This is a genomic window from Lentzea roselyniae, assembly GCF_039537795.1.
GTDB classification, from domain to species: Bacteria; Actinomycetota; Actinomycetes; order Mycobacteriales; family Pseudonocardiaceae; genus Lentzea; species Lentzea atacamensis.
In genome coordinates this window covers 224,653-247,678 of the sequence record NZ_BAABBE010000009.1, presented here as the reverse complement: position 1 = coordinate 247,678, position 23,026 = coordinate 224,653, and the positions used below count along the sequence as shown (strand labels likewise).

At 69.6% G+C, this 23,026-nt stretch carries 18 protein-coding genes; 3 read left to right on the top strand and 15 right to left on the bottom strand.

What is annotated here, in order from left to right:
- Positions 1-37: 37 nt before the first annotated feature.
- Together ABFX45_RS18605 and ABFX45_RS18600 are read left to right on the top strand one after the other, a co-directional pair.
- The gene (locus tag ABFX45_RS18605; protein WP_109638494.1) at positions 38-1,246 is read left to right on the top strand and encodes a cytochrome P450; all 1,209 of its coding nucleotides are present in this window, start codon (positions 38-40) and stop codon (positions 1,244-1,246) included.
- A 2-nt stretch (positions 1,247-1,248) separates the two neighbouring features.
- Complete coding sequence (locus ABFX45_RS18600; RefSeq protein ID WP_109638493.1) at positions 1,249-1,443, top strand: ferredoxin; 195 nt, start codon at positions 1,249-1,251, stop codon at positions 1,441-1,443.
- Between the two features lie 22 nt (positions 1,444-1,465).
- Here ABFX45_RS18600 and ABFX45_RS18595 read toward each other — a convergent pair whose 3' ends face one another.
- The 4 genes from ABFX45_RS18595 to ABFX45_RS18580 all read right to left on the bottom strand — a co-directional run bounded on the left by ABFX45_RS18595 (position 1,466) and on the right by ABFX45_RS18580 (position 3,453).
- Positions 1,466-1,936 carry a cupin domain-containing protein gene (locus ABFX45_RS18595; protein WP_109638492.1) on the bottom strand — a complete coding sequence of 157 codons (471 nt, stop codon included), beginning with the start codon at positions 1,934-1,936 and terminating at the stop codon, positions 1,466-1,468.
- Positions 1,937-2,002: 66 nt separating this feature from the next.
- Positions 2,003-2,431 (bottom strand): hypothetical protein, encoded by a 429-nt coding sequence (locus ABFX45_RS18590; RefSeq protein WP_346131379.1) that lies wholly within the window; start codon positions 2,429-2,431, stop codon positions 2,003-2,005.
- A gap of 91 nt (positions 2,432-2,522) precedes the next feature.
- Positions 2,523-2,810, bottom strand: a complete 288-nt coding sequence (locus tag ABFX45_RS18585) for an antibiotic biosynthesis monooxygenase (protein WP_109638489.1) — start codon at positions 2,808-2,810, stop codon at positions 2,523-2,525.
- 37 nt (positions 2,811-2,847) lie between these two features.
- Positions 2,848-3,453 (bottom strand): EF-hand domain-containing protein, encoded by a 606-nt coding sequence (locus ABFX45_RS18580; RefSeq protein WP_346131377.1) that lies wholly within the window; start codon positions 3,451-3,453, stop codon positions 2,848-2,850.
- 97 nt (positions 3,454-3,550) lie between these two features.
- Between ABFX45_RS18580 and map the strand changes: the two genes are divergently transcribed.
- Positions 3,551-4,372 carry a type I methionyl aminopeptidase gene (map, locus tag ABFX45_RS18575; RefSeq protein ID WP_109638487.1) on the top strand — a complete coding sequence of 274 codons (822 nt, stop codon included), beginning with the start codon at positions 3,551-3,553 and terminating at the stop codon, positions 4,370-4,372.
- Here map and ABFX45_RS18570 read toward each other — a convergent pair.
- The 11 genes from ABFX45_RS18570 to ABFX45_RS18520 form a co-directional block, all read right to left on the bottom strand.
- The gene (locus ABFX45_RS18570; RefSeq protein ID WP_109638486.1) at positions 4,354-4,761 is read right to left on the bottom strand and encodes a VOC family protein; all 408 of its coding nucleotides are present in this window, start codon (positions 4,759-4,761) and stop codon (positions 4,354-4,356) included. The two genes, map and ABFX45_RS18570, sit on opposite strands and share 19 nt — an antisense overlap.
- On the bottom strand, positions 4,758-5,000 hold the full coding sequence (locus tag ABFX45_RS18565; protein WP_170155064.1) for an acyl carrier protein: 243 nt from the start codon (positions 4,998-5,000) through the stop codon (positions 4,758-4,760). The genes ABFX45_RS18570 and ABFX45_RS18565 overlap by 4 nt, the downstream gene beginning before the upstream one ends.
- Positions 4,993-6,840 (bottom strand): HAD-IIIC family phosphatase, encoded by a 1,848-nt coding sequence (locus tag ABFX45_RS18560; RefSeq protein WP_346131374.1) that lies wholly within the window; start codon positions 6,838-6,840, stop codon positions 4,993-4,995. Before ABFX45_RS18560 ends, ABFX45_RS18565 begins: the two co-directional genes overlap by 8 nt.
- A gap of 9 nt (positions 6,841-6,849) precedes the next feature.
- Complete coding sequence (locus ABFX45_RS18555) at positions 6,850-7,860, bottom strand: 3-oxoacyl-ACP synthase III family protein (RefSeq protein ID WP_109638484.1); 1,011 nt, start codon at positions 7,858-7,860, stop codon at positions 6,850-6,852.
- Positions 7,857-9,251 carry a hypothetical protein gene (locus tag ABFX45_RS18550; protein WP_109638483.1) on the bottom strand — a complete coding sequence of 465 codons (1,395 nt, stop codon included), beginning with the start codon at positions 9,249-9,251 and terminating at the stop codon, positions 7,857-7,859. The genes ABFX45_RS18555 and ABFX45_RS18550 overlap by 4 nt, the downstream gene beginning before the upstream one ends.
- Positions 9,251-9,478, bottom strand: coding sequence for an acyl carrier protein (locus ABFX45_RS18545; protein WP_109638482.1), 228 nt, complete (start codon positions 9,476-9,478; stop codon positions 9,251-9,253). The genes ABFX45_RS18550 and ABFX45_RS18545 overlap by 1 nt, the downstream gene beginning before the upstream one ends.
- A complete protein-coding gene (locus ABFX45_RS18540; RefSeq protein WP_112228090.1) occupies positions 9,475-9,660 on the bottom strand; it encodes an MbtH family protein in 186 nt (61 codons plus the stop codon). Before ABFX45_RS18540 ends, ABFX45_RS18545 begins: the two co-directional genes overlap by 4 nt.
- Positions 9,661-9,672: 12 nt before the next feature.
- Positions 9,673-11,025 carry an MFS transporter gene (locus ABFX45_RS18535; protein ID WP_109638480.1) on the bottom strand — a complete coding sequence of 451 codons (1,353 nt, stop codon included), beginning with the start codon at positions 11,023-11,025 and terminating at the stop codon, positions 9,673-9,675.
- Positions 11,025-16,766 (bottom strand): condensation domain-containing protein, encoded by a 5,742-nt coding sequence (locus ABFX45_RS18530; RefSeq protein WP_346131370.1) that lies wholly within the window; start codon positions 16,764-16,766, stop codon positions 11,025-11,027. Before ABFX45_RS18530 ends, ABFX45_RS18535 begins: the two co-directional genes overlap by 1 nt.
- Positions 16,763-19,735, bottom strand: coding sequence for a type I polyketide synthase (locus tag ABFX45_RS18525; protein ID WP_233439806.1), 2,973 nt, complete (start codon positions 19,733-19,735; stop codon positions 16,763-16,765). Before ABFX45_RS18525 ends, ABFX45_RS18530 begins: the two co-directional genes overlap by 4 nt.
- A 64-nt stretch (positions 19,736-19,799) precedes the next feature.
- Positions 19,800-23,018 carry a non-ribosomal peptide synthetase gene (locus ABFX45_RS18520; protein WP_346131368.1) on the bottom strand — a complete coding sequence of 1,073 codons (3,219 nt, stop codon included), beginning with the start codon at positions 23,016-23,018 and terminating at the stop codon, positions 19,800-19,802.
- Between the last annotated feature and the right edge of the window lie 8 nt (positions 23,019-23,026).

The following is a 23,026-nucleotide window of genomic DNA, read 5'->3' as shown; positions in this document are numbered from 1 at the left end:
TATGGCAGTTAGTGTCAGAAAGCGCTACGGTCGGTGCATGAGCATTGACGCTGAGCGCCTGCAGCTGCCGCTGGCGAGGCCGAACGTCCTCGACCTCGCCCCTCTCTACGAAGTGCTGCGCCGAGAAGCTCCGATCGCGCCCGTCACGACACCGGCGGGTGACCCCGCCTGGCTCGTGACCCGGTACGAGGAGGTCCGTCTCCTGCTGGGCGACAAGCGCTTCGGCCGTTCCCACCCGGAACCGGAACGTGCGTCGCGCATCTCCACCGCCGCCGTGCAGGACGGGCCGACCGGCGAGTACGAAACGGAGGAGGCCGACCACGCGCGCATGCGCCGCCTGCTGACCCCGGCGTTCTCCGCCAAGCGCATGCGGATGCTGTCCGATCACATGGACCGGCTGGTCGACGGCTACCTGGACCAGCTGACCGCCGAGCACGATGCCGCCGGCGTGGTCGACCTGCACTCCGGGCTCGCGTTCCCGTTGCCCGTGGCCATGATCTGCCAGCTCCTCGGCGTGCCGGAGGCCGACCACGAGCTCTTCGCCTCGCTGTCCGAGCGCATGGCCGGTACCGCGATCGGCGAGGAGGCCCACCAGGCTCGTGAGGAGTTCTTCCGCTACATGGTGGGACTCGTCGAGACCAAGCGCCCGCAGCTCGGCGAGGACGTGATCTCCGACCTGATCCGTGCCCAGAGCGAGGACCCGTCGTACGACTACGCGGAAATGGTCCGGCTCTGCGTCGGGTTGTTGTTCGCGGGCCACGAGACGACCGTCAACCGCATCGGCCTGGGCGTGCTGTTCCTGATGACCGACCGCGAACGCTGGGACGAGCTGGTCGCCGACCCGGAGGGCCACGTCGACGCCGTGGTCGAGGAGATCATGCGCCTGGGCGCGCCCGGCGACCTCGGCCTGCTGCGGTACGCGCGCGAGGACGTCGACATCGCCGGCGTGACGATCCGCCGCGGCGACGCGCTGGTCCTGTCGATCAACGCGGCCAACCGCGACGCCTCGGTCTACTCCGACGCCGAGACCTTCAACCCGGACCGTCCGGAAAGGACACACCTCGGGTTCGGCCACGGCGCCCACTTCTGCATCGGCGCGTCGCTCGCCCGCACCGAACTGCGCGTCGTGTTCTCCGCGCTGGCCCGCCGCCTGCCAGCGCTGCGCTTGGCCAAGGACATCGACCAGCTGCAGGTTCGCGCCACGCTCACCGGTGGTGTCGCCGAGCTGCCCGTCACCTGGAGGTAGACGTGAAGGTCGTGGTTGACCAGGAGAAGTGCGTCGGGTCCGGCCAGTGCGTGCTGGCCGCGGACGACGTGTTCGACCAGCGGGACTCCGACGGGCTGGTGGACCTGCTGGACGCAAGCCCACCCCAGGCCCGCTCGGCTGACGTGCGGCACGCGGCGGCGGTGTGCCCGGCAGGGGCGATCCTGGTGGAGGACTGACTGCGGGGCGCGCCGCGTGCGGTCAGTCGACGAAGTACGAGTCGTGCTTGAGGCGGAACGCGGTGAGATCCTCCTTCGCGACGCTGCTCAGCTTCTCGAAGTACTCCTCACGCGGCGCGCCCGGCGTGAACAGCAACAACATCTCGGCCGGTGCGTCGGAGTCGTTGCGGAAGGCGTGCAGACCGCCCTGCGGCACGTGCAGGAAGTCGCCTTGCTCCGCGTCGATCCACTTGTCGCCGTTGTAGAGGCGCACGGTGCCGTTGAGGATGAAGAACGACTCCGAGATCGTGCGGTGGAAGTGCGTGCTCGGCCCGCCCGCCTTCGGCCTCATGACGACCCGGTAGAGCCCGAACTCGCCGCGCGTGGTCTCGGTGGTCGCCAGGTAGTGGATGCCGTGCTCGGGCCGGCCGGTGTCGACGGGGGTGCTCGCCGGGCGGAAGTTCGCATTGACCTCGCCGGTCTCGCCGAAGTACACCTTCTCGGGGTAGGACACGCTGCTGATCCTCTCGTCGGGTTCCTGCCTACTTGACCAAATCGCGGGCGCGGATGTGACAGGAAGTCAGTTCTTCAGGAGAGGTTCGGTCAGCTTCGACCCGTCCGCCTTGCCGACGAAGCAGTAGATGAGCCGGTCGGAGTGGCGGTAACCGTTGTTGGTCTTCACCTTCCACGCCTCGGCGGTGGGGATGATCACCCAGTACCGCAGCGTCTTCTCCTTGTCCTGGCCGGTCACCTTGTCCGACAGGAACGTGCGCGTGCACCCGGTGCCGCCGATCTTCGTCAGCTCCTCGGCGCCGGGATAGGGCACGTCCTTCTCGATGTCGCTGTTCGCGAGGACCGAGTCCAGGTACTCCGTGTCGTGCGCGCCGTAGCAGCCGACCCGGTTCTTGGGCTCGATCTTCGGCGCCCCCTTCGCCGGCACCCAGTTCAGGCACGAGTTGCGGAACGCCATGTTGAGCACGTCTTCCTTGATGTCGCCGTCCGGTCCCAAAAGGGTTACGGCTCACCGCTGGAAGCGTCGAGCTTCCGCTGCGTCTAGTCCGGGCATGGGGCCTGGTCACGCCAGGCCCCGGCTCGGCGAATCACGGCAGTACGCCTTCCTCGGCACTCACGAGCGAGTCGATGGCGTCGAAGAAGGCCTTGATGCCGGGCAGGTTCGCGCCCTTCGCACTGGAAGCGGCGTAGTCCGCCGACGAACGCCACTCGACGATGTCGAGCCATTCGTCGTTGGGCAGCCGCACGAGCCGTGCGCCGAGGAATCCCTCGCGGTCGGCCTCGAAGTCGGCGATCATGCCCGGCCGGGCGGCCAGCAACTGGTCGACCTTCCCGGGCAGCACCCGGAAGCGGGTCAGCTCCACCGTAGTAGTCACCGGTTCATGGTAGTCATAATTAGTGACTAAATCTAGTTCACGTGAGCTGCAACGACGTGGGGTACAGCCAGCTACCGGGGGTGCCCTCTGCGGGGTTCGTGTAGAAGTCCCGCACGGCCGCAACGTATTCCAGCACGCTGATGGCCCCGTCGCCGTCGGTGTCGAGGTGCACGAAGGCCAGCCCGCACTCCTCCTCGCTCAACCCACGAGCCTTCAGCAACACCTGGAACTCACCCGCGTCCACCCGCCCGTCGCCGTTGGTGTCCGCGATGTCCAGCAACGACTGCACGACCTCCAGGAAGTCCGCGCCGAACGACCCGGCCTCGACGAACGCCGAGATCATCGCCTCCCGGTACTCCGCGGGCCCGATCCGCCCGTCGCGGTCGGCGTCGCAGTGCTCGACCAGCACCTCCCAGAACCTGTCGTACGCGTCGACCAGCTCCCTGCCGCGCTCGGAGGACGCCGGTTCACCGAACGCCTGCAGCAGCCGGTTGGCCAGCGCGTAGATGTCGGCCAGCTCGATGACGCCGTTGCGGTTGACGTCGTAGTGGGCGAAGGTCGAGTCGATCCTGTGCTGCAGCACCTGCTTCATGCCCGGCACTGTGGAGACGTGGCGCGGGTGAGCGCAAACCACGTCGCCCACCCAGGTGATGTTGTTCAGCCGCTAGGGCCGTGACGTTGCCCGGCCTCCAAGCGTGATCCGGTATAGTTATACCGGCACCAGCCTACGGAGGATCACGTTGATCGAACTCAAGTCGCCGCGCGAGATCGAGCGCATGCACGTCACCGGCCAGTTCGTCGGAAAGCTGCTCGAGGAGCTCTCCACAGTGGCCGCGGTCGGCGTGAACCTGCTCGACCTCGAGCACCACGCGCGCGGGATGATCCAGGAGCGCGGCGCCGAGTCCTGCTACTGGGACTACTCGCCGTCGTTCGGGCGCGGCCCGTTCCGCAACGTCATCTGCCTGTCGGTCAACGACGCGGTGTTGCACGGGCTGCCGAAGAGCTACGTGCTGCAGGACGGCGACCTGCTCACGATGGACATCGCCGTGAGCATCGACGGGTGGGTGGCGGACTCGGCCATGTCCATCGTCGTCGGCACGCCGCGCGAGGCGGATCTGCACCTCATCCGCGCCACCGAGGTGGCGTTGGAGGCCGCGATCGAGGCCGCGCGGCCCGGCAACCGCATGGGCGACATCGAGGCGTCCATCGGGGAGGTCGCCGCGGAGTTCGGGTACACGCCCAACCTCGAGTTCGGCGGGCACGGGATCGGGCGGACCATGCACGAGGCGCCGCACGTGTCGAACAACGGCAGGCGCGGGCACGGCATGAAGCTGCGGCCCGGCCTGACCATCGCGATCGAACCGTGGCTGGCCGCCACGACCGACCAGATCGTCTTCGACGAGGACGGCTGGACGCTCCGGTCCGCCGACGGGTCGCGCACCGCGCACTCGGAGCACACCGTCGCGATCACCGAGGACGGGCCGCTCGTGCTGACCCGCCGGCCGAACGAGCGGAGGCCTCACGAGGAGGCCTCCGAACAGCCTCAGGCCCGGTTGCCGTAGTCGACGAGCTCGACCAGCAGGCCGGTGGCCGGGCCGAGGTGGGCGAACGCCACCCGCAGGCCCGGCCGGCCGCCCTGGCACGGCTTCTCGTCGACGAGGATCGCGCCGCGGTCCTGCAGTGCCGCCAGGTCCGCGTCGATGTCGTCCACCTCGAACGCCACGTGGTTCAGGCCGGGGCCGAGCCGTGCCAGGTGGCCGTGCACCGCGGCATCGGCACGGACCGGGGCCACCAGCTCGATCGACGTCGTGTCGCCCGGGCACTGCCAGAACGAGGTTGCCACGCCGTAGGCCGAGACGTCGTCGGAGTAGGTGCACTTCATGTCCATGACGGCCAGCGAAGCGTTGAGGTCGGCCGTCACCACGCCCACGTGGTCGATGCGCAGGATCACGGCTTCACCTGAGCCGAGGACACCGCGGCGACGAGACCGCCGACGTCCTTGAGGGCGAAGTACTCCTGCAGGTCGAGGCGCACCGAGAAGCGCTGCTCGATGCCGGTGAGCAGGCGCAGGGCCTCGTAGCTCGTCCAGTTGGCGAGCGAGTCGAACCGCGAGTCGGCCGAGATCTCCTCGACCGGCAGGTCCGTCACCTGGCCGACCAGGCCGGCCACTTCCACGAAAACCTCAGACATCAGCGTGCTCCATGTCGACGACGAGAGTGGTCCAATCAGGACTGATCTGCGGCCGCGGCACGACCAGCAGTGTGTAACGGCCATCGGTCAGCGAAAAGCCGGCCTCCGGGTAGAACGCGGCCGCGGCCTTGTTGCGGTCCGTGGCGACGAAGTCGGCCTCCAGGCGCGATGCCCCGGCAGACGCGGCGCGGTCGACGATGTGCTGGACGACGGTGTGCTCGACGCCGCGGGTGAAGACGCGGCAGCTCATCACGAAGTTCTCGATGAGCCAGTGATCGTCCCGACGAGAAACCCAGACACCGCCGACGATTCCCTCGGCACCGAACCGGTCCGCCACCTCGAAGACCAGCACCAGGCAGTCGTCGGAAGCAGCCATTTCGCGCGTCCGGGCCTCGGGGTGCGAGCGGCCGATCATGTTGAACTGGTTGGTGCGCTGGCCGAGCTGGACCAGGCGCGGCAGGCTGAACTCGTCGGCCTCCCGCACCGTCACGGTGATCTCCAGGCTGCGCAGGTAGTCGTCCGCCGTGCCGAACGACTCGGCGAACGACGTGCGTTCGGCGCGGGCCTTGTACAGCTCGGTGCGGGAGCGGTCGGTGGCCGTCGTCGTCAGCACGTCGAACGAACCAGCCCGCTGCACGGCGGCGACGTGATCGGCCGGGTCGCCGTTCAGGTGCACGACGGTCACCTCGGGGATCGAGCCGCGGACGAGCTCGGTCTCGAACGTGCTGTCGTCGGCGAAGACGAAGCTGTCCAGGCCGAGGTTCAACTGAGCCGCGAGCGCCCGGATGTTCTGGTCCTTCGGCTGCCAGTTGACCGCGCGGGCCGCGATGTCGGCGGGCCGGATCACCAGGTCCGGGTGCTCGTTCAGGACCTGGTCGACGATCGCGGCCTCGTTCTTGCTGCACAACGCCAGTACGACGCCCTGCCGGCGCAACGAGACCGCGCGGCGCTGCATCTCGCGGAACGCGTTGCCGGGGTACATCGGGCCGATCTGGATGCTGCTCGGGCCGTCGTCACCGACCACGCCACCCCACAGCGTGTTGTCCAGGTCGAGCACGAGAACCTTCTTGGCCATGCCCATGAACGCGCGGCAGAAGTTCGCGGCCTCCGCGGCGTAGACGTGCTCGACCTCGGGCGTCCAGGCCGCACTGGCGAAGCGGTACAGCCGCTCGTCGCGCAGCCGGGCAGGAGCGTCCACCAGGTAGGCCTCCAGGTCCAGCGCGTGGACCTGGTCACGGCGCAGCGCCATGCCGAGCAGGTCGCTGTTCAGGTCACGCCACGCGCGACCCAGCGCGGCACGGCCGTCGAACGCCACGACTCCGCGCATCTCGATGGGCGACAACGGAACGGTGTGCACCAGAACCGCGCTGCCGGACCGCTCGGTGAACCCGCCGACGAGGTTGTCGAACATCGACCAGCGCGAGCGCACCGCCCCGCTGAAGCCCTCCGGGTCGGCGGGGTCCCAGTCACGCGGCACGAACCAGTCGTCGTGCAGCAGGCACAGGGTCACCTGCGGGTCGAACTCCGCGAGCGGTGACGACGGACTGCTCAGGTCGACGGCCAGCTGGTCGAAGCCGGACACGTGGATCTCGGGCGCGATTCCCTTGCCCAGCAGGGCGACCCGCAGCAGCGGCGCCACACCGGACGCGGTGAACGTGCCGGTGATGGCCACCCGCAACGGCTTCAGCTTCCCCAGCAGCGAAGCGGGTACCTTCGCGAGCAGCCGGCCGGCTTCGAGCAACGCCGGAAGGTCCGTCAAGGAAGCCAGATCGGCGAGCAGCGCCGGGTCGGCGGCGGCATCGGGCTTGGTGAGTTGGCGGATTCTCGCCAGGACGTCCATTGATCCCCCTCAGATTTCCAGCAGCGTGCAGAGCCAGTGCATGCCGCTGGCCGTGCTGGTCAGTGCCACGACATCGCCCTTGGCGAGTTCGTCCGAAACAAGCTCCAGCGACATCAGCTGGTCCGCGCAGCCGACGTGCCCGTGTGCGGCGGCGACGGAGGCGTTCGTCCACTCCAGACCCATGTCGAGGTCCTTCGCCAGCAACGTGAGAGCCGGCGCGCTGTCGTGCAGGTGCAGCAGCCTGCGGACGTCGGAAGGCGTGATGCCGGCGCGTTTGCAGGCCCGGCGCACGACCTCGTGGTTGTTGGTGCGGATCGTCGATACGAACTCGAACATCTTGCGGATGTCGCCCGCGAAGAACTCCTCCAGCCGCTTCTGCGGGCTCTTCACGCCCACCGGTTCCCCATCGGCGAACGGACGTGCCGCGGCACCGACGTCCATCATCATGAAGTCGGCGTACCGGCCGTCGCTGATGATCTCGGTGTTGATCCACCGCCGGTGCGGGTGGTCGCGCTGGACCACTGCCGCGGCGGCCCCGTCGGAGAAGATGCTGGTGTTGATCTCCATCCGGTTCCAGTACGTCTCGCAGACGCGGTTGGCGCCGATGATCAGCGCCGTCCGGTAGTCGGGGTGCGTGGCGAACTTGCCTGCGACGATGTCGAACGCCGCCACTCCCCCGCCGCACGCCTGGGTCAGCAGGACGGCCTCGGATCCGTGCGCGCCGATCTTCGCCTGGGTGGCGCCGGCCGCGTCCCAGTACAGGTGCTCGGACAGGTCGGACAGCGCCAGCACGACGAGATCGACCTCGTCCGGCCGCACGCCGGCGTTCGCCAGTGCTTTCGCGCCCGCCTCTGCGGCCAGGTCGGTGAGCCCGACACCGTCCGCAGCGCGGTGGAACGTCCGGTAGCCCCAGCCGAGCACGCGGTCGACGTCGCTGGTGTAGTCAGCGGCGGCCGAGGCCACGTCGACCGGCTCGCCGAGCACGTGGCCGAGCGCCACGACTCCGAAGTGGACAGTCACGAGATCTCCTCAACAACTACCCCGGCGTCCTTCAGGAACGCGGCGGTGATCTGGTTGTGCGGTGTCTTGCGGTAGCGGAAGACGGCTGCGCCGGGCAGCTGCCGCAGGACGAGGTCCTGAACGCCCTTGCCGAGCACGACGCAGGACAACGAGAACACGTCCACCACGCCCTCCCCGCTGATGGCGACGGCGCCGCTGATGCCGTAGTCGCCGAACCGGTCGCGCACGCGCACCGCGAACACCTCGCGGCCCGGTTCGGTCAGGTCGAGCTGCTCGGTGCCGAGCGTGAAGTCCTTGGCCCTGGACACGACCTCGACGACCTTGGCCGCCGAGTCCGGCCCGACGGGCTGGAGGTCGACCTCGACGTTCAGCCCTGCCACGAAGTCGGCCAGCGACACGGTGCGCTCCACCTGCTGCCGATCCCGGCGCGGAGCCGTCTCGAACGCCGGGAGCCGGTCGAGCAGGCCTGAACGACGAAGGTCGACCGGCCACGAGAGCAGCACCGCGGACTCGGTGGGTACGCCCATATCCCCGGCGAGCGCCGCCAGCTGCTCCTGCACCGGACGGCAGTCCGTCACCGACGCGTCCACGAGCTCGGTCGTGAACACCGGCAGCTCCGCGGAGAGCTTCTCCCACAACGCGTCCACGTTCTCCGGACCGGCGCGCAACGCCAGCCGTGCGCCCGACGCGTGGATCTGCTTGAGCTGCCCGTCGAACTCGCCCGGGTTCTTCATCCCCTGCAACGAGTCGCCGTCGAGCACCACCACTCGCGGGGTCGCGCCGTACACCGCGCGCAACACACCGGCCAGCTGTGCGGCCAGCTCGTGGAACACCGCCTCGGTGTAGGGGATCTTCGCGAACTTGAACATGGCGGCGTGGTGCGCCTTGGAGGTGCCGACCGCGCGAACAGCCTGCTCGGCGTCCACCACCCACGCGTCCGGCCGGTCCGCCAGCAGCGCACGAACCTCTTCGCGCACCGCATGAGCCGTGGCAGCCGTACCCGCGGCCCTACCGTCGTCAAGGTGCCCGTACGCGCGCTCCTCAGGCACCGCAGGCAACACGATCACCAGGAACGATCCGCGCCGCCGCGCCGCCGAGAGAGCGGCGTCGACCGCGGTCATCAGGTCGTCGCCCAGCTCCTCGAACCGCGGCGCCACAACGAGAACGTCCGTCTTCGGTGAGCTGTCGTCCAGGCACTGCTGCACGATCTGGTTGTACGGCCCGGTGTGGCACGACGCGGGCAGGCCGGCGTCGTGCAGTGCCACTCCGAGATAGGGCAGCACCGGGTCGATCGTGTAGCTCGCCAGGAGGCCGATCGAGATCACCGGGCGCTCGCCGGTTCTGGCGATCTCCTGCCAGCGGGTGCGCACCGCCGCGAGGTCGTCGCTCATCAGACCTCGACCCCCTTGGCGCGCAACACGTCGCGGACGTCCCGGACGGTCCGCGCGTCGGCGATCTCCTCGTAGTCGAAGGACAGCCCGTAGGCCTCCTCCAGCGTCACGATCAGCTGGATGTGCCGCATGCTGGTCCAGCTCGCCAGCGAGTCCCTCCCGGCTTCGTCGGTGACGTGCGCCGGGTCGACGTCCAGCGCGCTGGCGACCACGTCCGCGAACGTCATGACCGCCCCCGCAGGCTGAGCGGGCGCATGTCCGTCCACACGCGGCCGATGTGCTCCAGGCACTCCTCCTTGGCCCCGCTGACCCCGGCGTCGCGCCAGCCGGGCGCGTTGTCCTTGTGGGCGGGCCAGAGCGCGTACTGCTCCTCGTCGTTGACCACGACCCGGTAGAGCGCGGTGTTCATCTCTCCCCCTTCTCAGTCGGCCAGCGCGGGCTGGGCGACGCGTTCAACGGGCTTGTTCTCGGGCTCGGGCTCGTGGTCGGGCACGAGGGTCTCGACCTCACGGACGTTGCGGCTGAGGAAACCCGCCACGCCGACACCGGCACCGAGCACACCGACGATCACGAACAGCAGGCCGATGCCGGCGCCCGGTCCGGTGCCGACCATCCAGCCGAACGTGTGCGCCAGCGCGGTGTCCCCGCGCATCGCCGGCTCCAGCACCTTGTCCACCAGCGGACCCGCGGCCGCGAAACCGATCGGCACCGAGAGGTTCTCGAAGAAGTTGCGGGCGGAGAACACACGGCCCTGCACGGCGGGATCGACCTTCTCCTGCCAGATCGTCTGGGCGAGGCCGTCGATGAACGGGATCGTCAGCTCGACGAAGAACATCGCCGCGGCCCACGCGATCAGGCCGTCACCGACGCCGTAGACGATCCGGCCGATGATGCTGAACACCAGGATCGCGCCGAGCACCACGAGCATCTTGCGCCGCGGCGGCTTCATGACACCCAGCAGGACACCGCCCAGCACACCGCCGACAGCGCCGATGCTCTGCACCAGGCCCAGCGTGCCCTCGTCGCCCATCGTGCGGGCCAGCACCAGCGGGACGATCAGCGCCCACGCCAGCGCGGCCAGGAGGCTGATGGAGAACAGCACGATCTGCACGGCCAGCAGCGGCGGGCGTTCGACGATGTAGCGGAACCCGAACACGCAGTCCTGCCAGAAGGTGCTCTTCTCGCGGTTCTGCCCCGGCACCGGCGGGATGTGCACCACGAGCACCGAGACGATCGCGACCACGTAGGTGAGCCCGTCGACCAGCAGGATCAGCTTGATGCCGGTCAGCCCCAGCAGGGTCGCGGCGAACGCGGGCGCGAAGATCACCGGGAAGCTCTTGACCGACCACATCATCGCGTTGGCCCGCAGGAACTTCCCCTTCTCCATCATCAGCGCGATGGTCGCCCCGAATGCCGGCCCCTGGATCGCGAGCAGCGCGCCGGTCAGCACGTTGACGAGGTAGAGGTGCCACAGCTGCGTCGAGTCCGTGAGGAACAACGCCAGCAGGATGAACGTGACGAAGATCGACCCGATCTCGCTGATGATGATCGACGTCTTGCGGCTCAGCCGGTCGATCAGGCTGCCGGCGATCGGGCTGAACAACACCGTCGAGCCGAAGCCGCAGAACATCATCAGCGCCATCGCGGTGGCCGAACCGGTGTGCTGCCACACCCAGATGCTGAGCGCGAAGTTCGTCATGCGGGTGCCGAGTGCGGACAGCAGCTGCCCCACCCACATGATCGTGAACGCGCCGAATCCCGAAGGCTTGGGCATTACTTCGTCCTCTTCTGTGAGACGAGCTGCCGGAGCAGCTCTTCGATGTCACCGAGCATTCGGCGCGCGGTTTCCGGCAGGTACATCTCGGTGCCGTAGTTCATCTCGATGCGGATCTGGCCGTTCACCAGCGATCCGACGACGTCGATCCGGCCCGGCCACACCGTCCCCTTGTCCTGCAGGACACCCAGCTCCCGGTCGCAGAGCTCGAACAGCTCGTCGGCGCTGGAGAGGTCGGTGAAGCCGAACGAGCCGGCGTAGTTGACGGTCAGCTGCGGGTTCGGGGTCTCCAGCCGCCGCCTGATCGCGGGATCCGGGTTGCTGTACCGGAGCAGGCCGTAGCCGATGCCGTTGACCGGCACCTGCTTGAGCTGGCCGGCCAGCGACTTGATCGCGTTGACGTCGCTGTCGTCCGGGAGCGTCAACCGGATCGGGTACATGACCTGGAACCAGCCGACCGTGCGGGACAGGTCGAGGTCGTCGAACAGCGCCTCCCTGCCGTGCCCGGTGGTCGCGATCGTCCACTCGGGACTGCCGGAGCGGTCGGCGGCCATCCGCACGGACGCCCAGATCAGCAGATCGCTGATGCCGACCTGGTGCGCCTTGGCCAGGTCGCGCAGGCGCGCGGTGGTCTCGGCGTCGATCGTCGTGTGGATGTCCTGCATGACGCCGAACGTGTTCCGGCCCGGCAGATCTGGCGTGAGCTCCTCGGTGCCGGCCGCCTGCCTCTCCCAGTACCCCAGCTCCCGCAACGGCTCAGGGCCGCGGGCGTACTCTTCGAGCCGGAGCGCCCAGTCCTTGAACGACGTGGTCTTCGGCCCGAGGTCGGCCTTCTGCCCTTCGAGCACCTGACGCAGCGCGTTCTGGAAGTCCTCCAGGATCAGGCTGCGCGAGACGCCGTCGGTCACCAGGTGGTGGCAGATGACCATCACGCGGTCGGGTTCATCGTCGCCGAGTCCGAAGTGGACGACCTTGGCCAGCGGGCCCCGCGCGAGGTCGAGCGTCGGGTGGACCTCGTTGAGCAGGTCCTCGATCGCCTGCTCGCGCCGATCCGCCGGAACGTCCGACACGTCGAACGACACGAACGGCATCGCGCCCTCGACCGGGCCGTGCGAGGCGTGCCAGTCGATTCCCTCGCGGCGGAACCGCAGGCGCATCCCGTCGTGGTGCGCGACCAGCGCGTTGACGGCCTGTTCGAGCTGTTGCGGGGTGGCCTGGCGGCGCAGCCGCAGGTAGTACGGGTGGTTGAAGTGGCTCGGGGTCTTCATCGACGTGGCCAGCGCCTCGAAGAACCAGCGCTGGGCGCCGGTGGCCGGGAAGTCACCCTCCACGGGTCCCTGGTCGGCCATCTGCTGCGGTGCGTTTCCGGCACACAGCTCGGCGATGGTTCGCTTCGCGGTCAGCTGGGCGGGTGTGAACTTGATGCCCGCCTGGTTCGCCAGCCACACGACCTGGATCGCGGTCATGGAGTCGCCACCGAGCTCGAAGAAGTCGTCGTGCACACCGACCTCTGGCAGCTTCAGCACCTCGCGCCAGACGGCCGCAAGCGCTTGCTGCTCCTCGGTCATGGGCACGCGCAGCAGTTCCGCGATGGTCCGCTTGGCCGTGAGCTGGGCGGGTGTGAACTTGATGCCCGCCTGGTTCGCCAGCCACACGACCTGAATGGCGGTCATGGAGTCGCCACCGAGCTCGAAGAAGTCGTCGTGCACACCGACCTCTGGCAGCTTGAGGACTTCCTGCCAGACGGCCGCGAGCGCGCGTTCCTCGTCGGTGCGCGGAGCCTCCGTCGTGCGCTGCTCCTCCGCCGGCAGTTCTCCCGCGTGCACCAGCCGGGCGAGTGCGGTGCCCAGCACGACGTCCGGGTCGCCCTCGGCGGTCAGCAGGTCGATGACGCGCACGGCAGGGAAACGCCGGGCCAGACGATCGGCCGCGTGACCGAACACGCCGGGCCACGGCTTCTCCTCGCGCTCGGACGTGGCCAGCACCGCCAGCGAGCCACCGGTCCGTTCCGTCCACCGTCCGACCGCGGCGCACAGCCGGGCGAAGGCGTTCTCGAACGGTCCGACGCCACCTTCGAACAGGTCCTCCCACCGGAGCACCAGTGCGGTCGTCTCCCCTTCCACCCCGTCGAGCCCGGCTTCCGGGTCCAGCAACGGACGCAGGACCTGACCGGCCGGCGTCGTGCGCACGGTGAGCGGCTGGTCCAGCTTGTCCGCCCACGACGACAACACCGCCAGCGCACCGTCGACCGGCCGCGACGACACGATGCTGAGCGGCTTTCCCTCCACAGTGGACCGGTCGACGACGATCGGCTCGTCCGGCTCGGCGACGAGGTCTCGCAGCTGCGTGACGTACTCCGTGAGCAGTTCGTCCGCGCGGTCGGTGGTGAGCAGGTCGGCGCTGTACTCCAGGGTCGCGGCCAACTCGCCGTGTTCCGTGGTCAGCGTGAGGAACAGGTCGAAGTCGAGGCTGGTGACCGGCACCTCCAGCGGCTCCAGCTCCAGGCCCGGCCAGGTCATCGCCTCGTCGGGCAGGTCCGCGTAGTTGAACGCGCACTGGTAGACGGGGTGGCGCCCCTTCTGACGTGGCAGCACGTGCGCCACGCTGGAGAACGGCACGTCGGCGTGCTGGTAGCCGTCGACCATCGCGCGGTGGACGCGCTGCAGGATCTGCCGGAACGTCAGCCGGCCGCCGAGGTCGGCGCGGATCGGCAGCAGGTCGGTGAAGCAGCCGATGAGGTGCTCGACCTCTGGCCGCGGCCTGCCCTGCTGGGGCACGCTCAGCACGACGTCCGGCTGCCCGCTGCGCCGGTACAGCACCACCGCGTAGGCCGCGAGCAGCGTGGCGAACGGGGTGCTGCCCTCGGCGCGGGCCAGCTCCTTCAACGCCGCTGAGACGCTCTGAGGCACCACGGACGAAGCGCGGGCTGTCTCGTTGCGTTCCGGGCGTTCCGCGGGAGTCTCCAGCTGCGCGGGCGCGTCGGCGAGGCGGTTGCGCCAGTACGTCAGGTGCGGTTCGAGGGCTTCCTCGGTGAGCAGTTCCTGTTGCCAGGCCGCGTAGTCCGCGTACTGGACCTCGAGTTCCGGCAGGTCGCGGCCGGCGTACCCGGCGGACAGCTCCGCGAGCAGCACGCCCCACGACGTGTTGTCGCAGATGATGTGGTGCATGCCGAGCAGCAGGTGGTGCTCGTTCTCGCCCGTGCGCACGAGCCTGGCGCGCAGCAGCGGGCCGTTTTCCAGGTCGTACACGTGGTTCGTGTGCTCCAGCAGGAACTCGTCCGGCGAGCCGTTGGCCTCGGGGAGCCAGCAGTCCATGCCGTCGCGGACGACCATGGCCGGCTTGCCGTCGCGCTCGGTGAAGGTCGTGCGCAGGATCTCGTGCCTGCTGACCACGTCCGCGAGCGCTCGCTTCAACGCCTCGACGTCCAGCTCGCCGCGCAACCGGACCGCGAACGTGGTGTTCATGCGGGTCGTGGTCGTGTCGAGCTGGGTGGCGGCCCACATGCGCTGCTGGATGGCGGACAGGCCGAGGTCACCGGAGCGGGAGACCGGCAGCAGCGGCTGCCCGGTCTCCTGCGGCTCCTCGACGAGTGCCGCCAGCGCCTCGATCGTCGGGTGGGTGAACAGCGCGTGCAGCGACACGTCGACACCGAACTCGGCGTGCACCTTTGACAGCAGCTGCGTCGCGAGCAGGGAGTGGCCGCCCAGCGCGAAGAAGTCGTGCGTGACGCCGACCTCGTCGAGCTTGAGCACCTCCCGCCACACCTTGGCGAGCCGTCGTTCGGTGTCGTTGCGCGGGGCGACCGGCGGGGTGTCGATCGCGACGCCGTGCACAGCGGGTGCGGCGCGTTCGGCCAGTTTCGCCGGGACGCCGAGCGCGGAGTCCAGCAGGTGCAGGCGATGAGCGTCTGGGTTGAGCTTCTTCGTGAGGAGGATCGCCAGCGCGGCGAACATCTCCGGGGTGTACGGGACGTGGCCGAGCTTGTCGGCCTGGGGATCGAACGTGACGCTGACCGGCAGGGCTTCGGCCCAGTCGGCGAACCAGAAGGCGTGCACACCTTCGGTCCGGTCCGCGAGCACGGCCAGCTTGTCGTCGAGGTGGCCGAACGTCTGCTCGGACGGGCACACGACGAGGTACAGCGGCGCGGCCGACTTCTGCCGGTAGGCGGTGATCGCCATTTCCAGGTCCTGCCAGGCCGCGTCCAGGGCGTCACCGTGCCGCAACCAGTCTTCCCAGCGCAGCAGCACGACGTCGGCGAGCCTGCCGTTGTCGCCGTGCAGCAGGTGCTGCACGATCTGCTGGTAGGGCGCCAGTTCCACGTCGATCGGCAGGCGCAGCACACCGTTCAGGACGTCCAGCGGCTCCCCGATGGGATCCGCGGTGAAGGTGGCCGCGACGGAGATCCGGTTCCTGGGCCGCAGGGGCCGGTCCTCCACGATGCCGGTCAGGATCGCGAGGAACTGCTCGCCGAGCTCGGCGACGGTGTCGGCGAGGTACAGATCGGCGTTGTAGCCGAGAACCCCGCGCAGCTCACCGTCCGCTCTGGACAGGATGACGAACAGGTCGAAGTCGGTGAGGCCGTTGTCGATCTCGAACGGGCTGAACTCGACGCCGTCCACCGTGCGGGTCGCGGGCGCCTCGGTGAGGCTGAGCATGGCCTGGAACAACGGGTTCTGGCTGGGGTCGCGCGGCGGGTCGACCGCCTCGACGACACGTGCGTACGGCGCGTCCTGGTGGGTGTACGCCTCGCTGATCGCCTTGTGCGTACCCCGGATCACGTCGCTCGTGGTGCCGTCCAGATCAACCCGCAGCACCAGCATGTTCGCCAGCGAGCCGATCATCGGCTCCAGCTCGGTCCTGCCGCGGCCGCCGACCGGCATGCCGAGCAGCACCCGGTCCTGGCCCGCCGTCTGGCCGAGCAGTGCGGCGAACCCGCTCAGCACCACCGCGTTCAGCGACACACCCTGCTCGCGGGCCCGCGCGGCCAGCTTCCCGGTGAGGTCCGCGGGGACGACGAAGTGGTGTCGTCCGCCGGTGTGCGTCTGGATCGCCGGTCGTGGCAGGTCGGACGGCACGGTGGAGCGGGCGGGGCTGCCGGCGAGCCTGGCCCGCCAGTACTCGAGGTGCTCGTCCATGACGCCCGCGGTGAGCCTGCGCCGTTCGGCTGCCGCGTGCCGGCCGAACGACGTGGTCAGCTCGGGCAGCGTCTCGCCGCCGTAGTACGCCGCGAGATCCTTGCCGAACACCTCGGCCGACGCCGCGTCGAACACGATGTGGTGGGCGGTCACCAGCAGCAGGTGCTCTTCGTCGCCGAGCACGACGAGCCGGAACGCCACCAGCGGTCCCGTGCTCAGGTCGAACACGTGCCGGGCGTGCTCGAGGGCGACTTCCTGCGCGCGCTCCGGGTTCGCGGTCAGGTCGGTGACCTCGATGGCGATGGACACGTTGTCGCGCACTCGTTGCCGCAGCCCGCCGTCGCGTTCGAAGAACGTGGTGCGCAGCGCGGAGTGCCGGTCAACGACCCGGCCGACGGCCAGTTCGAGTGCCGTGCGGTCGAGCGGCCCGGTCAGCCGCAGCCCGAACGGGATGGCGTAGGCGGGGTTGCCGGGGTCGAGGCGGTCGAGGAACCACAGCTGTTCCTGGGTGAAGGACACGGGCTGCGAGCGGTCGGCGTTGCGGAGCCGCAGTTCGAGCAGCAGCCGCTGTTCCTCGGTGAGTGAGCTGGTCAGGTGGTCGGTCATGACTGGGAGATCTCCTGGGCGTCCCGCTCGCGGTCCAGTTCGGCCCGCAGCTCTTCCGGTGACATGTCGCGGATCTCGGCGAGCAGCCGGGCGAACTCGTCGTCGTCTTCCTGGTGCTCGCCGCGCTGCTGCTCCACCAGCGCGACCAGGCGGGCAGGAGTCGGCGCCTCGAAGATCGCGCCCGCGGGGAGGCTCACGCCGAGCTCGGCCGTGATGCGCGCGAGGATCTGGGTCGCGAGCAGCGAGTGGCCGCCGAGTTCGAAGTAGTCGTCGTGCGGGCTGATCCGGGGGATGCCGAGCAGCTCCTGCCAGATGCCGGTGATCACGGCCAGATCGCCGGTGACCGCGGGTTCCGCCGCGCTGACGCGTTCCTCGTTCACCACGACTTGTGGCGCTGCTGTGCCGGGGAGGTCCACCCAGTGCCGCTCCCGCGCGAACGGATACCCCGGTAGCGGAACCCGCCGCCTCCGCTCGTCCGCCGTCACAGCCGCGAGGTCCACCGGCACCCCGGCGATCCACAGCCTGCCGAGCGTGGACAGGGTGGTCTCCAGGTCGTGCTTGTCCTCCCGCGGGTGCCGCAGCGACCCGAACGCCGCGTGGCCACCACCTGCGAGGTCGTGCTGCCTCGCCAGCGTCGTGAGCACGTTGCCGGGCCCGACCTCCAGCAGGTTGACCGGCCCCTCGGCGAGCAACGTGCGCAGACCTTCGCTGAACCGGACCGCTTCGCGGGCGTGCCGCACCCAGTAACCGGGATCGGTCGCCTCGCCACTGGTGATCCAGGTGCCGGTCACGTTGGAGACGAAGGGAATCCGCGGCTCCCGCAGCTCGACCTCGCTCACCTTCGCGGCGAACTCGGCCAGCATCGGGTCGATCATCGCCGAGTGGAACGCGTGCGACGTGTGCAGCCGCCGGCTGGTGACGCTCAGCTGCGCCTCGAACCGTTCCACCGCGTCGAACGTCCCGGCGACCGTGCTCAGGGCCGGAGCGTTGCTGGCGGCGAGGTGCACGTCGGCCGGCAGCGCCAGTTCGTCCGCGCCCAGCGACACCGAGAGCATCGCGCCGCCCGGCAACCGGTCCATCAGCTCGCCGCGCGCCGCGATCAGCTTCACCGCGTCCGGCAGCGAGAAGACCCCTGCCAGGCAGGCGGCCACGTACTCGCCGACGCTGTGCCCGAGCATCGCGGCAGGCCGCACACCCCAGTGCTCCCAGAGCTTCGCGAGCGAGTACTCGACCGCGAACAGCGCGGGCTGGGTGTACCTCGTCCGCGTGAGGCGTTCCGCGTCGGCCAGCACCTCGCGCAGGTCGAACGGCAGCAGCGCGGCGCACTCGTCCAGCGCGGCGCGGAACACCGGCTCCTCGCGGTCGAGTTGCCCGGCCATGCCCGCGTACTGCGAACCCTGGCCGGGGAACAGGAACATCACGTCCCGGCGGTCGCCGGAACCGGTCCAAGCGGAGGCCAGCACGGAGGCGGCCTCGGCAGGGTCAGCGGCCACCACGGCCAGGCGGTGCGGGAGGTTGGTGCGGCGGCCGGTGCGCAGGGTGTGGGCGACGTCGGCGAGTGACACGTTGTCAGCTGTGAGGTGCTCGGCCAGCCGCTTCCTGCTCTCTCCCAACGCCTCCTCGGACCCCGCCGACAACACCAGCAGCTGCCGTGATCTGCCCGGCCCCATCGGCTCCGGCGACGGCGGCTCCTCCAGCACGGCGTGCGCGTTGGTCCCGCCCATGCCGAAGCCGCTGATCCCTGCCCGCCGGGGTCGCGGTCCCGGCCACTCCTGTGCCTCGCGGTTGACGAAGAACGGGCTGTTCTCCAGGCCGGTCTCGGGGTTGGGCGCGGTGAAGTACGGGCTCGGCGGCACCACCCCGTCCCTGACCGCGAGCGAGGCCTTGACGAACCCGGCGACGCCCGCCGCCGCGTCCAGGTGCCCGACCAACGCCTTGACCGAACCCAGAGCACAGGCCGATGGCGGGTTGACGAACGCCTTGGTCAGCGCCGCCACCTCGATCGGGTCGCCGAGCGCCGTGCCGGTGCCGTGCGCCTCGACGTAGCCGATGGTCGACGAGTCCACTTCGGACAGCTCGTGAGCCGCCCTGATCACCCGTGCCTGGCCGTTGACGCTCGGCGCGGTGAAGCCGACCTTGTCCGCGCCGTCGTTGTTGACGGCGGTGCCCTTCACTACGGCGTGGATGGTGTCGCCGTCGGCGAGGGCGTCTTCCAGGCGGCGCAGCACCACGGCGGCGACGCCGTTGCCCGCGACCACGCCGTGCGCGTCGGCGTCGAACGGCATGCAGCGGCCGTCGGCGGCGAGGATGCCGCCCTCGGTGTGCTGATAGCCCTCGTGCACGGGCGGACGGATGGACACGCCGCCAGCCAGGGCGATGTCGCAGTCGCGGCCCAGCAGGGCCTGGCAGGCCACGTGGATCGTCACCAGCGACGACGAGCACGCCGTCTGCACGGTGATCGCGGGACCGGTCAGGTCGAGGTGGTAGGCGACCCGGCTGGCGAGCGTGTCCTTGTCGTTGGCCAGCAGCAGGTCGAGCGGCTGCAGACCGCCGGGCACGGCCGGGTTGTTCAGCAGGTGGCGCAGCAGGTACGTGTCGATGCTGGCCGAGGCGTAGACACCGACGACGTCCTGGCTGCCCAGGTGGCCGGCGTGTTCCAGCGCGTGCCAGGCGGTCTCCAGGAAGACGCGCTGCTGCGGGTCCAGCACGGCCGCGTCGCGAGGGCTGTAGCCGAACAGCTTCGCGTCGAAGAGCTCGATGCCTTCCAGCGCACCGCCCATCGGCACGAAACCAGGCTCGGCACGCCGCTCGGCGGTGACGCCCGCGGCGTCGAGCTCCTCGTCGGTGAAGCGGCGGACACCGGTCTCTCCGGCGAGCACGTTGTCCCAGAACTCATCCACAGTGGACGCACCGGGGAAACGCCCCGCCATACCCACTACAGCGATCTCGAATCCGGTGTACTCGGTCACGACTTCCTCCCCCGCGTCAGCAGCCTCTGCCTGCCAACGGCAACCCGCGTCTCAACCTGGCGGCTCACGACTTCCTCCCCCGCGCCAGCAAGGCCTTCCTGCCGCCGGCGACGCTCCGCGCCTCCACCTCGCCACCCCCGTCGAAATGGGCCGCGAGCGCCCGCACGGTCGGGTACGTGAACAACGTGACCGTCGGAACCTCGCGCGCGAACACCTCCGCCAACCTGCTCCGCGCCTTCACCAGCAGCACCGAATTGCCGCCGAGGTCGAAGAAGTTGTCGTCGGCGCCGATCCGGTCCATCCGGAGCACCTCGCTCCAGACGTCGGAGATCGCGCGCTCGGTCCGCGTACCGGCCGGCACCACGACCCGTTCGGCACGCACCGACTCCGGCTTCGGCAACGCCCGGTGGTCGAGCTTTCCGTTGGGGTTGCGCGGAATCGTCGGCACCTCGACGAACGCCGAGGGCACCATGTACTCCGGCAGCCCGCGTCGCAGGTGGGTGCGCAGCTCCGCGGCGTCGATCCGGCAGCCAGGCGCGGCCACCGCGTAGGCGACCAGGCGGACATCCCCCGGCACGTCCTCTCGCGCGATGACGACCGCGGCCCGCACCGACGGGTGCTGGCTCACCGCCGTCTGGATCTCGCCCAGCTCGATCCGGTAGCCGCGCAGCTTGATCTGGTTGTCCATCCGCCGGAGGAACTCGATCCGCCCGTCCGGCAGGAACCGCGCGAGGTCACCGGTCCGGTAGAGGCGCCCGCCGGTGAACGGGTCGGCCACGAACCGCTCCGACGTGAGCTCCGGCCGGTTCAGGTAACCGCGCGCCACCTGCACGCCGCCGAGGTAAAGCTCACCCGGCACACCGATCGGCAACGGCTCGCGGTTCTCGTCGAGCACGTACGCCGTGTTGCCGGCGATCGGACGGCCGATCGGCAACGGGCTCTCGGTGCCGTCGCACTCCGCGGAGGTGATCCAGATGCTCGCCTCGGTCGGCCCGTAGATGTTGACGAACCGCCTGCCGGGCGCCCACAGCGCCGCCACCTCGTCCGGGCAGGCCTCGCCGCCCGCCATCAACGTGCGCAGACCGGGTACCGAGGCCGGGTCGGTCAGCCGCAGGACCGTCGGCGGCAGGCAGGCCATGTCGACGCGCTGCGCGTTGATCGTGCGCGCCAGGTCGGGACCGGGCTGCAGATCGTGCTGCGGTGCGAGCACCACCGTGGCGCCCGAGCTCAGCGTGACCATGATGTCGGCGACCGACACGTCGAAGCTGAACGACGCGAACTGCAGCATCCGGTTGCCGGGCCCGATGCCGAGCATCCGCGCCAGCTCGTCCGCGAGGTTCACCACGCCCCGGTGCGGCAGCATGGCGCCCTTCGGCTTGCCGGTCGAGCCGGACGTGTAGATCACGTACGCGAGGTCGTCCGGCGAAACAGTCCGCTGTGGACGGTCCGTGGCGAACGCGGACAGGTCCACGACGTCCAACGACAGCGTGTCGACGGAGGGGAAGCGTGAGGCGAACGCGGCCAGCGTCACGACCACCCGCAGACCGGAGTCGGCGACCATGTACGCCAACCGATCCGCCGGGTACTCGGGGTCGAGCGGCACGTAGGCGGCACCGGACTTGAGCACACCCTGCTGCGCCACCACGAGGTCGAGCGACCGCGGCAGGCTGATGCCGACCAGGTCACCACGCCCGATGCCCGACGAGCGCAGCTGGTGCGCGAGCTGGTTCGCCCGCGCCTCCAGCTCGCGGTAGGTGAGCGACTGGTCCTCGAACACCAGTGCCACCGCATCGGGAGTGCGGTCCGCGGACGCCTCCATCAGTTCGTGCACCAGCACGTCGTCCAGCCGCGGCGACACCGGCGGGTTCCACTCGTCCACCAGCTGCGCACGCTCGGCAGCGGTGATCATCGTCAGACGGCCGACCGGGCGGGACGGATCGTCGAGGCCGGCGGACAGCAACGTCTCCAGGTGCCCCAGCAGCCGCCGCACCGTCGCCGGTTCGTACAGCGCGCTGTCGTACTCCAGCAGCCCGGCGATCCCGCCGGACGTCGACGTGACGCCCAGCTCCAGGTCCCACTTCGCGGTGCCCGAGTGGGACGCCACCCTGGACACGGACACACCGGGCAGCGAGAAGATCTCGTGCTGCGAGTCCTCCATGCCGACGATCGTCTGGATCACCGGCTGGTGCGCGGTGCTGCGCGGCGGTGCGAGCGCCTCGACGACCCGCTCGAACGGCAGGTCCTGGTGCTGCTGGGCGGCCAGCGTCGTGTCACGCACCTGGTGCAGCAGCGACCGGAAGCTGACCGAGGGCGAGACACGGGTGCGGATCGCGACCGTGTTGACGAAGAAGCCGACCGCGTTCTCGATCTCGGCACGTCGGTTGGCCACGTTCGTGCCGACCACGAGGTCGTCAGCACCGGAGTAGCGGTGCAGCAACACGTTCCACGCGGTCAGCAGCACCATGAACGGCGTGACGCGCTCGGCCAGGCAGAACGAGTCCAGCCGCTCCTTCAGCGAAGCAGGCCAGGCGAACGACTCCGCCCCACCGCGCATCTTCATCACGGCCGGACGTGGGTGATCCGCCGGCAGCTCCAGCACCGGAGGCACACCGGCGAGCTGCGAGGTCCAGTACTCCTCCAGCCGCGCGCCGTCCGGACCGGCCAGCCACTCGGTCTGCCAGCGGCTGAAGTCCAGGTACTGGGTCGGCGCGGGGCCGAGGTCCGCCGACTCGTAGGCGGCGCGCCATTCGGCGAACAACAGCTGAGTGCTCCAGCCGTCGCAGACGATGTGGTGCATGGTGACCAGCAGCAACGCGTCGGTCGCGGAGAAGACGACCAGTTCGGCCCTCAGCAACGGGCCCTCAGCCAGATCGAACGGTTCCCGCGCGGCCTCAGCGGCACGCGCGGAAGCGAAAGCGTCCCGCTCTGAAGCAGGAACCGACACCTCCGTCACCACGAGCGAGAACTGCGGCTCCGGCAGGATCACCTGACGCGGATCCCCGTCGAGGTCGAGAAGAACGGTCCGCAGCACCTCGTGACGCCGGCCGAGCGCGAGCAACGCGGCCGCCAGCGCTGCACTGTCCACGGGCCCGCGCAGCCGGAAGGCGTAGGGCACGTTGTAGACGGGGCTGCCTGGATGCAGCTGGTCCAGCAGCCACAGCCGCCGCTGGCCCGACGACACCGGGTGCACGTTGAACTCCTCGCCGCGCTCGGCGAGCTGCGCGAACACGGCCGCGCGGCGTTCCGGGTCCAGCGCCTTCAAGCGCCGCAACACGTCCTGCACGACTTTCC

Excerpts from the sequence above, each read along its gene's own strand:
- ABFX45_RS18530 (WP_346131370.1), bottom strand. The coding sequence starts at position 16,766 with ATGACCGACCACCTGACCAGCTCACTCACCGAGGAACAGCGGCTGCTG.
- ABFX45_RS18560 (WP_346131374.1), bottom strand. The coding sequence starts at position 6,840 with ATGGACGTCCTGGCGAGAATCCGCCAACTCACCAAGCCCGATGCCGCC.
- ABFX45_RS18540 (WP_112228090.1), bottom strand. The coding sequence starts at position 9,660 with ATGAACACCGCGCTCTACCGGGTCGTGGTCAACGACGAGGAGCAGTAC.
- ABFX45_RS18550 (WP_109638483.1), bottom strand. The coding sequence starts at position 9,251 with ATGAGCGACGACCTCGCGGCGGTGCGCACCCGCTGGCAGGAGATCGCC.
- ABFX45_RS18535 (WP_109638480.1), bottom strand. The coding sequence starts at position 11,025 with ATGCCCAAGCCTTCGGGATTCGGCGCGTTCACGATCATGTGGGTGGGG.
- ABFX45_RS18605 (WP_109638494.1), top strand. The coding sequence starts at position 38 with ATGAGCATTGACGCTGAGCGCCTGCAGCTGCCGCTGGCGAGGCCGAAC.
- ABFX45_RS18545 (WP_109638482.1), bottom strand. The coding sequence starts at position 9,478 with ATGACGTTCGCGGACGTGGTCGCCAGCGCGCTGGACGTCGACCCGGCG.
- ABFX45_RS18565 (WP_170155064.1), bottom strand. The coding sequence starts at position 5,000 with ATGTCTGAGGTTTTCGTGGAAGTGGCCGGCCTGGTCGGCCAGGTGACG.